Annotated in this window: 9 protein-coding genes and 1 pseudogene; 3 read left to right on the top strand and 7 right to left on the bottom strand. The window is 62.5% G+C overall.

Annotated elements, in window-relative coordinates; all coding sequences use genetic code 11:
* Positions 1-11: 11 nt before the first annotated feature.
* On the top strand, positions 12-1529 hold the full coding sequence (adh, locus tag ACFJIU_RS06820; RefSeq protein ID WP_379069095.1) for an aldehyde dehydrogenase: 1518 nt from the start codon (positions 12-14) through the stop codon (positions 1527-1529).
* A gap of 67 nt (positions 1530-1596) precedes the next feature.
* Positions 1597-1950, top strand: coding sequence for a DUF779 domain-containing protein (locus tag ACFJIU_RS06825; protein ID WP_379069098.1), 354 nt, complete (start codon positions 1597-1599; stop codon positions 1948-1950).
* 76 nt (positions 1951-2026) lie between these two features.
* On the opposite strand, the gene ACFJIU_RS06830 is transcribed toward ACFJIU_RS06825, so the two are convergent.
* Positions 2027-2836, bottom strand: a complete 810-nt coding sequence (locus tag ACFJIU_RS06830; protein WP_379072993.1) for an autotransporter outer membrane beta-barrel domain-containing protein — start codon at positions 2834-2836, stop codon at positions 2027-2029.
* Positions 2776-5781: an autotransporter-associated beta strand repeat-containing protein gene (locus ACFJIU_RS06835; protein WP_379069100.1), complete on the bottom strand. Its 3006-nt coding sequence runs from the start codon at positions 5779-5781 to the stop codon at positions 2776-2778. The genes ACFJIU_RS06830 and ACFJIU_RS06835 overlap by 61 nt, the downstream gene beginning before the upstream one ends.
* Positions 5782-5955: 174 nt before the next feature.
* Between ACFJIU_RS06835 and ACFJIU_RS06840 the strand changes: the two genes are divergently transcribed.
* Positions 5956-6744 carry a DeoR/GlpR family DNA-binding transcription regulator gene (locus tag ACFJIU_RS06840; RefSeq protein WP_379069103.1) on the top strand — a complete coding sequence of 263 codons (789 nt, stop codon included), beginning with the start codon at positions 5956-5958 and terminating at the stop codon, positions 6742-6744.
* A 178-nt stretch (positions 6745-6922) separates the two neighbouring features.
* Here the strand turns inward: ACFJIU_RS06840 and ACFJIU_RS06845 are convergent, their stop codons facing one another.
* The 5 genes and pseudogenes from ACFJIU_RS06845 to ACFJIU_RS06865 form a co-directional block, all read right to left on the bottom strand.
* Positions 6923-8008, bottom strand: a complete 1086-nt coding sequence (locus ACFJIU_RS06845) for an ABC transporter ATP-binding protein (RefSeq protein ID WP_379069106.1) — start codon at positions 8006-8008, stop codon at positions 6923-6925.
* 2 nt (positions 8009-8010) lie between these two features.
* Positions 8011-9057 carry an NAD(P)-dependent alcohol dehydrogenase gene (locus ACFJIU_RS06850; RefSeq protein WP_379069108.1) on the bottom strand — a complete coding sequence of 349 codons (1047 nt, stop codon included), beginning with the start codon at positions 9055-9057 and terminating at the stop codon, positions 8011-8013.
* A 15-nt stretch (positions 9058-9072) separates the two neighbouring features.
* Complete coding sequence (locus ACFJIU_RS06855; RefSeq protein WP_379069111.1) at positions 9073-9882, bottom strand: carbohydrate ABC transporter permease; 810 nt, start codon at positions 9880-9882, stop codon at positions 9073-9075.
* Positions 9879-10742, bottom strand: coding sequence for a carbohydrate ABC transporter permease (locus tag ACFJIU_RS06860; RefSeq protein ID WP_379069114.1), 864 nt, complete (start codon positions 10740-10742; stop codon positions 9879-9881). Before ACFJIU_RS06860 ends, ACFJIU_RS06855 begins: the two co-directional genes overlap by 4 nt.
* An 86-nt stretch (positions 10743-10828) precedes the next feature.
* Positions 10829-12101 (bottom strand): annotated as a pseudogene (locus tag ACFJIU_RS06865) (ABC transporter substrate-binding protein).
* Positions 12102-12155: the final 54 nt, after the last annotated feature.

Consider the following 12155-nt stretch of genomic DNA (forward strand, 5'->3'; position numbering starts at 1 on the left):
GGGAGGATGCCATGAACAAGGTGGAATTTCACCGTTCGGCGAAGGCGCCGTTCGCCAAGAAATATGACAATTTCATCGGTGGCCAGTACGTGGCGCCGAAATCGGGCAGGTATTTCGAAAACACGTCGCCGGTGAACGGCCGCGTGCTCTGCGAGATCGCCCGCTCCGATTCAGCCGATGTCGAGGCGGCGCTCGATGCCGCGCACAAGGCCAAGGATGTCTGGGGCAGGACGAGCGTGGCCGAGCGGGCGCTGCTGCTCAACCGCATTGCCGACAGGATGGAGGAGAATCTCGTCACCCTGGCGCTCGCCGAGACCTGGGACAACGGCAAGCCCATCCGCGAATCCACCGCTGCCGATATCCCGCTTGCCATCGATCACTTCCGCTATTTCGCCGCGGCAGTTCGCGCCCAGGAAGGTTCGATTTCCGAGATCGACCACGACACGGTCGCCTACCATTTCCATGAGCCGCTCGGCGTCGTCGGCCAGATCATCCCATGGAACTTCCCGATCCTGATGGCGGTATGGAAGCTGGCGCCGGCACTTGCCGCCGGCAATTGCGTCGTGTTGAAGCCCGCCGAGCAGACGCCTGCATCGGTCCATGTGCTTTTGGAGCTGATCGCCGACATCCTGCCGCCGGGCGTGGTCAATGTCGTCAGCGGTTTCGGCCTCGAAGCCGGCAAGCCGCTGGCATCCAATCCGCGCATCGCCAAGATCGCCTTCACCGGCGAGACGACCACCGGCCGCCTCATCATGCAGTATGCCTCGCAGAACCTGATCCCGGTGACGCTTGAGCTGGGCGGCAAATCGCCGAACATCTTCTTCCAGGATGTCGCGGCCGAAGACGACGACTTCCTCGACAAGGCGATCGAGGGTTTCGTCATGTTCGCGCTCAACCAGGGCGAGGTCTGCACCTGCCCGAGCCGTGCGCTGATCCACGAGAAGATCTATGACCGGTTCATGGAGAAGGCGATCAGGCGCGTCGAGGCGATCGTGCAGGGCGACCCGCTCGACCCGGCGACCATGATCGGCGCGCAGGCCTCCTCGGAGCAGCTCGAGAAGATCCTGTCCTATCTCGATATCGGCAAGAAGGAGGGGGCGGACGTGCTGACCGGCGGCGAGCGCAACGACCTGCCCGGGGATCTGGCCGGCGGCTACTACGTCAAGCCGACGGTGTTCAGGGGCACCAACAAGATGCGCATCTTCCAGGAAGAGATCTTCGGGCCGGTGGTGGCCGTCACCACCTTCAAGGATGAAGACGAGGCGCTGAGCATCGCCAACGACACGCTTTACGGCCTCGGCGCCGGCGTGTGGACCCGCGACGGTACGCGGGCCTATCGCTTCGGCCGTGCGATCCAGGCCGGCCGCGTCTGGACCAACTGCTATCACGCCTATCCGGCGCATGCGGCGTTCGGCGGCTACAAGCAGTCGGGCATCGGCCGCGAGAACCACAAGATGATGCTCGACCATTACCAGCAGACCAAGAACATGCTGGTCAGCTACAGCCCGAAAAAGCTCGGCTTCTTCTGAGCCGTTTTGAGTTGCGTCTGCGGCGCGGCGCTTTTCGCCGCGCCGCTCGCGACGACGGGGGTGAACATTGGAAAAGCTTTCGCAGGACAAGGTCACCGCCACGCCCGAGGCGATCGAGTTGCTCAACGAGATCATCGCCGACCACGGGCCGGTGCTTTTCCACCAGTCCGGCGGTTGCTGCGATGGCTCCTCACCCATGTGTTATCCGCGCGGCGACTTCATCGTCGGCGATCGCGACGTGCTGCTGGGCATCATCGGCGACACACCGGTCTATATCAGCGAGTCGCAGTACAGCGCGTGGAGGCACACCGATCTGGTCATCGACGTGGTGCCTGGACGCGGCGGGATGTTCTCGCTCGACAATGGACGCGAGAAGCGTTTCCTGACGCGGTCGACGCTGTGCGATGTGCGGCAGCGCTAGGCGAACTGACGGTTTGCCGGCTTTCTTTTTCCGTGACTCCAGGGCCGGATCGATCCGGCCCTGGCATTGAGCAAGGTCAGAATTTCACGCTGAGCCTTGCGTCGACGCCGTTGGTCGACGATCCGGAGCCGAACTCGCCATTGTAGGAGATGCCGAGCGTGGCATTGTCGGTCACCTTCATGTCGAGACCGGTCTGCAGCACGAAGGTGTTCTTGGCGATCGGCACACCGGCCACCGTGAACAGGCTGGAACCGGCAAAGCCGACCTTGGTGAACGGCGTGGTGTCGCCGAAGGCATGCTTCCAGCCGACCGTGCCGTTGGCCGAGGCTGCGACCGAACCGAGCATGAAGTCGGTCGAGGCACGCAGGCCGAGCGTCGAGAAGGTGGTGTTGGTGGTCTGCGCCTCGGCACTGAGGGCAGCAGCACCGCCCTTTTCGGTGAAGCCGTCGGTGCGCAGGCTGACATGGGCGAGGTTGACGAACGGCTCGAAGGCGGCTCCTGCCGCATCGAGGCGATAGCCCAGCTCACCGAAGGCCTGGAAGGCACCGGCATCATAGTCGGCCGACAGGCCGTCATTGAAGCCGCGGAAGGAGACGGTGCGGCCGGTCTCGATGTTGCTCCAGGTGTAGGAGAGCCCGGTGCGCAGGGCCAGTGCACCCCAGCGCGTGCCGCCATAGAGGCCGAGATGGTAGTTGTCGCTGTCGCCCGACGAAGTGCGATCCTTGGCATCGAAGGAGGTGCGGCTGTAGCCGGCGAGCACGCCGACGCGCCAGGCTTCTGCAAGCTCGGTGTCGATGCCGGTGACGAAGCCGCCGGTCGACTGCTTCATGCGGGAGGCATTGCCGTCGCCGTCGATGCTGCTCCAGGCACCGAAGACCTGGCCCAGGCGGCAGTCCTTGCGGTGGTTGCGGCTTCGATGTCCTTGCCGTCGGGACCATAGGCCATGACCGGCATGGCGGCTGCGGCGACATCGCCGAAGGCGGCACGGACACGATCGTTGGCTGCGTTGCGCACATATTGCGACGAATTGATCAGCGCGGTCGTACCGGAGGCATGCACCTCGCCAGACAGCTGCTCGAAGGCGGCGCGTGCCTCCTGCGTACTGGTCTGCCAGACGACCGCATCATAAACCGGGTTGCCGCCGCCCAGTGCCCGGATGGCCGCGGCCGCGGCCTGCTGGTTGATTGTCGTGCCGACGGTCGGAAACGCCACCGCGTTGCGGGCAATGTCCAGATAGACATTCTTCGGATCGTAGGCCAGCCCAAGGTCGATGAAGGGCATGTCCTGGGACAGCGAGGCGAACGAGCCGATGACACCACCATCCGCGGTCAGGATGGTGTAGCGGCGGCCGGGTTCATAGTTGCCCGGCGCCTTGGTCAGATTTACGGCCGCGCCCGCGATCGAGGCGGTTCCGCTTGCGGCCAACCGGTCGGAGGTTCCCGAAGGATCGATCTCCAGCTCATAGGTCGAGCCGGCGGCGAGGGTGAGATTGCCGGTCACGGAAAGCGTGCCGATCGAGTTGCCGGGAGAGACTGAGGCCCCGTTGGCCACCACGAGATCGCCGACGGTGCCTTTGCCGGCAAGAGTGGCGTTTGCAGCGACAAAGACACTTCCCGTCAGACGCGCGTTTGCGTGGCCGTCGTCGCCGACAACCAGGCCGCCGCCATTGACCAGTGTCGGGCCGGCATAGGTGTTCTGGCCGTTCAGGATCAGGATCCCTTTACCCGTCTTGACCAGGCCGCCGGTGCCTTCGATGGTCCCAGCGAAGGAGCTGTTGCTGGCCTGATTGACGCCGAGCGAGGCGCTGCCGAGGTCCAGTATGCCGCCGCGGCCGGACAATGATGACATCGACAGATTGAAATCGTTGAGATCCAGCCTGCCTGCATTGACGGTGTAGCCGGTGTCGCCGACGAAGGCACCTGCGGTTCCTGCCTTGAGGACGCCGCCTTCGACAACTGTTCCGCCTGTGTAGCTGTTGGTGCTGGCGAGCACGAGCGTTCCGGCGCCCCGCTTGGTCAGGCTGCCTTGTCCCGATATTGCCTGGTCGACGGCGACGGCATTGCCGGCATCGGCAATGTCTATCCAGCCGTTCTGTTCGAGCACGACGGAACGATTGAGGTCGTTCATCGCCTGGCCGGCTATCCGCAGGCCGCCATTGGCCAGTCGAAGCCTGGCCGCCGAGCCGCCGAGGGCGGCGTCCTCATCGACGATGACGGTTCCGCCGTCGGTCACCAGCGTTTCGCCGATGAAGGAATGGTCGTCGATGCAGTATTCCTTGATCGCCTGGCTGAAGCGGGCATCCTTGCTGCCGCAGTCGAGCAGCGTCTTCTTCTCGGCGAGCGTCAGACCGGTAAGGATCGGATTGCCGTCGGCGTCGGCGATCTGGCCGAGATAGATGTCGTTGCGGTTGTTGTTCCGCGTCAGGTAGAATTCCTTGTTGCGCCCCTCGAAGTTGTAGGCCTCGGAGCCCCATACAAGCCGGGTCTTGGCCGTGCCGCCTTCGTCATAGCTCTGAAGTTGCGGCCCGACCCAGCGCAGTTCCTGCGCGACCGGCTCATGGTCCGAAAACGAATTGCCGTTCGGCAGTTGCGCCTTCTTGGCCAGATTGCCCGAATATTCGCCGGTGTCGGCGATCTCGGTCCATTTGGCGAAGGGACGCGACATCATCACGTGGTCGATGGTGACGCGATCCCAGCTTTCCCAGGTGTTGGTCTTGTCCTCGCCGTCGCTCGTCCAGGTCGCGCGCCCGTCTCCGACGCGGCTCGGCTGGAACTGCTCCCGGTTCCGCTCCAGCTGGAAGAGCTGATATTGCTTCTTCAGCACATTCATCGTCACCGGCAGGTTGGCGGCAACCGGATAGGTTTCATCGGCGAAGTTCAGCCCCTTCGATGCCATGTCCTTGGCGACGATTTCTTCCCACTGCCGCCAGCTCATCTGCGAGATGCTGGTGATGCCGGGGAACTCCGATCGATGACTGTTGAAGTAGCTGGTGATGACGTTCCGGAACTTTGCCTGGCCGTTGCCTTCGACGGTCCGCATGTCATTGGAATAGTTGGTGAAGGCCGCCTCCTGGCCCTGCGGCACATATTGCTGGGCAAGGGTTTTCCAAAGTGCGGTCGCATTGGGGTCGACCACCGTGCGTGCAAACAGCGTCGCCTGCTGTTCGGCGCGGTGCAGGCCGCGCTCGGAGACATCGCCGGCGTTGAAATCGCCGAGGATCACGGTCGGGATCGCGGTTCCGGCAGCGGCGGTGTTGAGTTCCTTTGCCTGTTTCAGGCGATTGGTGGGCTCGTCATAGTAGTTCATGTGGACGCTGTTGACGACGGTATCGGGAAAGCCGTTGCCGGGGCTGATGCGCACGACGTCGCCAGGCAGATTGGTGAAAGGAACCGTGGAGAAGATGCTGCCATTGCCTTTGCCGCCTTCGTCGGGGTTCTTTTGAGCGGGAAGGAAACCTGGCTGCTTGCGCGGCACGAGGTTCATCGCATCGATCGTGTTCTGCGAAAAGGCATCGACGAGGTTTTGGCCGTTGGCGACCTTGTTGTTGTTGTTCAGTTCGGGAAGGACGAACACGTCCGGAGCGACGTTCCGGATCAGCTCTTTCATGGCGTCGGCGAAGACGAACTTGCCTGCTGCTTTCTGGATCGGGTCCCACATCTTGGAGTTTTGCCCGACATTCCAGATGTTGAACGCCATGAACTTGACGGAATGGTTGTTGGTCTGGGCCGACGCCGGCGTCCACGCCGCCGCGGTGGCCAGGGTGACGACGCTGGCCGCAAGGCCGAGGCGTGATATCGCGTTTCTGTTGCCTGCACCTGCGTTGTTGCGCATGGACGATCCCCTCTGCCTGAAATGTTACTTTTCCAACATTAGTCTCCGGATATGTCAGTTTGACAACATTACACACCAGCCGTGTGGGTTTGACAACATTCCAATTTTCGATGTCTTGAGTTGTCTCCGATCGAGGCTCACAACATGGGCCGGGGAGTGGGGCACGAGATTCGGATGAGCGTTGAGGCGACAACGGGTGAGGGGATTGGCAAGAAGGAGAGCCGGCAGGCGTTCCTTCTGCGCTATATCCAGCAGAACCACTACATCTCGATCGACGAGATCACGCGCCTGTTTTCGGTAACGACACAGACCGCGCGCCGCGATGTCATGGCGCTGGAGCAGATGGGGCGCGTCAGGCGGCTGCATGGCGGTGCTGCCACCATAACGACGATCGACCCCATAGCGCTGCGGCAAAGGCGGACTGAAAACGCCGCGCAGAAGGCCAAGGTGGCAGCGATCGTCGCCGACCTTGTTCCCGATGGGGCAGCCGTTTTCATCGATACCGGAACGACTTGCGAAGCGGTGGCGCAGGCCCTGATGTCGCGGCGCGATTTGCGGGTCGTCACCTACAGCCTGCGCGTCGCGACCATCTTGAGCGAAAATTCCAGTTTCTCCATCGCCGTGCCCGGCGGGTTCGTCCGCCCTGTCGACGGTGGCGTGTTCCAGGAGGACACGGCCGACTATGTTCGCCGCTTCAAGTTCGACCTGGCCATCATTTCGGTCAGCGGCATCGATGACGACGGCGATATCTGCGACGACGACCACGCCGAGGTGGCGGTTGTTTCCGCGGCACTGGCGCAATCCGGGCGCAAGATCCTGGCTGTCGACTCGAGCAAGTTCGGCCGGCGCGCGCTGGTCAGACTCGGCTCGTTGCGGGATGTCGATATCCTGGTCACCGACTCCCTGCCGCAGACCCCACTGCTCGGCAAGGTGCGCGCCAGCGGGGTCGAAGTTCATACCTGAAACTGGGCTTTGGCCAGCGCCTGTCGAGTATCGAACCTTTCGTGATGCCCCACCACGGCAGGCGTCAAACGGCGTTGCCGGCGGGAAGCAGCGGCCGGCACTGGCCAAACTCATGGTTGCTGTCGTGCGCAAAAGTGCATCCGCAACACGATGAGCGCCGCGCGATTAGTATCGTCGGCTAGGCGCGCAGGGTCTCGCCGCTCGCCTGGTCAAAAAGATGCAGGCGCTCTTCCGTCGCGGTCAGGATGACTTCGTCACCGACACGGATACGCGCCGCTGACGGAACGATCGCTGTCACTTCGCCGGAGCCGAACGGCACTGAAATCAACGCGTCATTGCCATGAAACTCGGCAAGCGCGACCCTGCCGGAAAGCGCGATCGCGGCGTCCTTCCCACCGCCGAGCGAGAAATCAGCGGGGCGGATCCCAAGCACGGCCCGCATACCGTCCTGTGGCCTGAATGCATGACCCGAAATCAGGAAGCTCTGCTTTGCAGCTTCCAGTCGCCAGCCGTTGTTGCTTTTCCATGCCGTGACATCCAGGAAGTTCATGGCCGGCGTGCCGATGAAACCGGCGACGAACTGTGTTCTCGGACGTTCGTAGATCTCTTCCGGGGTTGCAACCTGCTCGATCTGTCCGGATCGCATCAGCACGATGCGGTCCGCCAGGGTCATGGCCTCAAGCTGGTCATGCGTTACATAGACGGTCGTCGTCTTCAGGCTCTGGTGCAGCTTTGCGATTTCCACGCGCATGTGGTTGCGCAGCTTGGCATCCAGATTGGACAGCGGCTCGTCGAACAGGAACACCTTAGGGGTCTTGATCATCGCCCTGGCTATCGCCACGCGCTGCTGCTGGCCGCCAGACAGTTCGGAGGGTTTGCGATTGAGGTAGGGATCGAGGCCCAGCGTTGCGGAGACAGATCCCACGCGCTGCTCGATCTCGCTGAAGGGCACCTTCAGTCGCCTCAGTCCGAACGCGATGTTGTCGAAGATGGTCATGTGCGGATAGAGCGCATAGTTCTGGAAGACCATGGCGATGCCGCGCTCGCGTGGCTCCACCTCGTTGACGACGCGCCCGTCGATGCGGAGCTCGCCGCCGCTGATCTGCTCCAGCCCGGCGAGCATGCGCAGCAGGGTCGATTTTCCGCAGCCCGACGGCCCGAGGAACACGACGAATTCGTGGTCGTTGATCTCCAGGTTGAAGTCCCGGATGACGGAAGTTGAACCGTATGCCTTGGCAATGTGAGAGCAGACGATGGCCGACATCGCTAGGTCCTCTCTTCGTTCATGCGGATCTGCAGTTTGACGTCGCCGGGCAGGCCGCGGGCAGCCCGTTCGAATGCGAGAATGCTTCGCCCGAAATCGAACGTGTCGGTTATCAGCGGTTTCAGGTCGACCTTGCCGGAGGCGATAAGCTGCAAGGCCCGTTCGAAAATGTTTGCGTAGCGGAACACGGTCTCGATCCGCACTTCCTTGGAAATCGCCGCCGGCACGTCGACCGCGACGGGATCGACGGGAAGCCCCACCAGGACGATCGCGCCCCCGGGCCGCACCGGCCGGAAAATGTCGCTGAAAGCCTTGGGATTGCCGCTTGCCTCGAAGACGATGTCGACGCCCCATCCATCCGTCTCGGCCGAGACGATGTCGGCGAGCGTTGCGTGGTTCAGGTCGACAGGAACGATGCCGGGGTAGCGACCGGCGATCTCCAGTTTCGGCGCGCTGAAGTCGCTGATGTAGACCTTGCTGCAGCCCCCGGCCAGGGCGGCCAGCGCCACCATAATGCCGATCGGTCCGCAACCGATCACCGCGGCTATGTCGCCGGGAACGATACGGGCCCGCGATGCGGCCTGCATGCCGATGGCGAACGGTTCGACCATCGCGCCTTCCGCGAACGAGACCCGCTCGGGCAGCCTGTAGGTGAAGGCGGCCGGATGGACGACCTGCGGTCGCAACACGCCGTGAATGGGAGGCGTTGCCCAGAACGTGACGTCGGGATCGACGTTGTAGATGCCGAGCTTGCTTGCCCGTGATGAAAGGTTGGGCACGCCAGGCTCCATGCAGACCCGGTCCCCGACTTTCAGGTTGGCCACTTCGGCTCCGATCTCGATGACGACACCGGCGGCTTCGTGGCCGAGCACCATGGGGCCGCGGACGACATAGTCTCCGATCCGGCCGTGGGTGTAATAGTGTACGTCCGAGCCGCAGACGCCGACGGTGTGGATTGCGATCCGCACGTCCTGCGGACCGAGTTTCTCAGGCACGTCGATCTCACGGAGTGCGAGCTGGTTCATCTTTTCCAGGACGAGGGCTTTCATGGCAGAGCTTTCAGATCAGGATTTCTTGCGGAACGCGGAGTTCAGGAACCCGCTGAGCACGCCTAGGAACAGCAGCGGGGGCAGGGAAAGCAGCACGACGGACGCATTGAGGATGCCCCAGGGCACGTTCATGCCCTGCTGGGAAAGTTCCGAGGCGACGATCGGCAAGGTCTTGGCGTTGCCGCTGGAAAGCATCAGCGCGATCAGGAACTCGTTCCACACCAGCACGAAGCTGAAGGCGATCGCGCCGACGAGCGCGCGGGAGGCAACCGGCAGGGACACGCGGAAGAACACCGCATAGGGCCCGTAGCCATCGACAAAGGCCGCCTCCTCGATCTCCGGCGGAATGCGCTGGAATGCCGGGATCGCCAGCCACATCGTGACCGAGATGGTAAGCAGCGAGTAGGTGATGGTCAGCGCAAGCAGCGTATCGTAGAGGCCGAGCTGCAGCCAGATGACCATGAGCGGGATCGCCACTGCCACCGGCGGCAGGAAGCGCAGTGACAGCACGAAGAACTGGATATCGGCCGACCATCGGTTGGGATAGCGTGCGACGGCATAGGCCGCCGGCAACCCGAGCACGAGGCCGACGACGACCGCGCTCCCGCAGACGATGATCGAGTTCGTCAGCCCGGCCAGCACGCTGTTGCGTTCCAGAATGTAGGCGACATTGTCCAGGGTTGGCGTGAACAGGAGTTTCGGCACCCTGGTGATGATGTCGACATTGTTCTTGAGCGCGTTGAGCCCGGTCCATATCAGCGGAAACACGGCCAGGAATGCCGTGAACGCCAGCACCAGCCGTGCAAGCAGGCGTGCAGGGCTCATCGTTGCACCCGCTTCCACAGCACCGTGAAGGTGACGCTTGTGACGATCATCATGATCACCGCCATCGATGAGGCGTAGGACACCTTGCCGGCCTCGATGAAGCCCTGGGAAAACGCGTACATATCCAGTGTTTCGGTTGCCACGCCGGGGCCGCCACGCGTCATCACATAGATGAGGTCGAATGAGCGCAGCGACTCGATCATCTTGACGAACATCAGGCTGATCAGCGGTGCCTTGAGCATAGGCAGCGCGACATAGGCCTGAATCTGCCACGGCCGCGCATAGTCGAGGCGGGCCGCTTCCAGCGGTTGGGGAGGCAGGGTCTCGAGCAGTTTGAGCACGATGACCGAGAAGAACAGTCCCCATTGCCAGACATCGACGGCAGCCACGGCAAACAGCGCCGTCGAAGCATCCGAGAGCGGATCGAAGATCCGGCCTGTCAGCGCGCGATAGGGATAGGTGGCGATGCCGTACAGCGGGTGGAAGGCGAATTTCCAGACGAACGCCGCCGATACCCTGGGCAGCAGCACGGGAACGATGAACAGGATGCACAGCAGGTTGCGGGTACGCGCCGATGTGTTCTCGAACATCAGCACGCCAAGCCCGATGGCCACGACCATTGTGGCCACCACGGTGACGACTTCCCACTTGAACGAGACCCACAGCGAATTCAGGAACCGCGCGTCTGAAAACAGCGCCGTGAAGTTGGCGAACCAGACGAAGCTGTGCGTCGTCGAACTGAGCTCCCGGTTCTGCAGGGAAATCAGGATGGCGTAGACGGTCGGCACCATCGCCAGGATGAGCAGTATCACCATGGTGGGTGCCAGGAATGCGGTGGGTAGCGACGATCGCTTCAGCATCACTCGACCTCAGGATAATCGGATCAGGTCACGGTGCGGCCTCCGGCGGGGGAGGTTGCCAGGGCCGCACCGCAAGCGCGAGCAAGCTATTTCTTGATCAGCTCGTCCGCGTATGCCTTGAGTTCATCGAGGCTGCCCTTGACGTCGGTGCGGGTGCCGTTGACCAGTTCCTCCAGCAGGATGCCCCAGCGATCACCGAGATCCGGCCAGCGGCGATCCTGCCAGAAGTTGACGGCAGTCACCTTTCCTGTGTCAGCCATCGCCTTGCCGAGATCGGCGCCATAGATGTCGGCGAACTCCTTGCTGGAGAGGATGCTGGTGCGGTTGAGCTCGCCGAACTGATGCTCGTCGAGCCGGCGTTTCTCGTTCTCCTTGGACGTTGCCCGCGGCGATGAACAATCCGGCGCACCGCTTGGAAGCCTCGTCCGCATTGGCCTTGGCCGCGATGGCGAGGCCGTGGCCATAACCGCCGCCGGGCAGGGGCGATGGTGGCGGCAGGAAACCGACCTTGCCGATCACCTGCGAGTACTTCGGATCGGTAGCCATGCCAGCCAGCGGGGTGGACTCGACCAGCAGCGCCACCTGGCGGGCCAGGAAGGCACCGGTGGACTCGTCCCAGCTGCCGGTCTGGGTACCCGGAGGCGAATATTTGAACAGTTTGAGATAGGTGTCGGTGGCCTTCAGCGCCGCCTCGGAATCGAACACCGGTTTGTCGCCGTCGAACCAGGCGCCGCCATATGCCTTGAAATACGGCATCCAGCGCCAGACATTGGCGCCCGAGCCGCGTGCCCCGCGCAAGGCGATGCCGTAGACACCCTTGTCGGGATCATTCAGTTTCTCGACCGCGGCCAGGAGTTCGTCGAGTGTCTTCGGAGGCTGCACGCCGGCTGCTTCGAGCAGGTCCTTGCGATAGACCATCAGGTCGCCGCCGCCGGTGAGGGGAGCGAACCAGATCTTGTCGGCAACGGTCGCGACCTTCTGCCGGCCGGGATCGAAATCGGCATAGTCGTAGTCCGCGGGATAGTAGTCCGTAAGGGGCACGATCCAGCCGGATGACGAGAACAGCGCCACATTGGCTTCATCGACGTAATAGACATTGTAGTTGCCGACGGTGGATGCATCGGCGCGCGACTTTGCCCGGCGGTCGTTCTCGTTGAGATAGTCGATCTGGAACGTGGTGCCGCTGAGGTTCTTGAATTCGTCTTCGTATTTCTCAAGAAGGGTCAGACCGTCGCGTGGCTGCGCCAGTACCTTGATGGGCTTTTCACAGGATTTCTCCTGCGCGGCGACCACAGTTGAAGTTGCTGTCAGAAAAAGACAAGCGTATGCGATGCTCGAAGCGAGCTTTCTCGAAGCCATATTTTCCTCCCAGGCAGATTGTATTTGGATGATGCCGCCCTCGATGGCATCTCC

This window comes from Mesorhizobium sp. UC74_2 (assembly GCF_042701485.1).
In the GTDB taxonomy this organism is placed as follows: domain Bacteria; phylum Pseudomonadota; class Alphaproteobacteria; order Rhizobiales; family Rhizobiaceae; genus Mesorhizobium.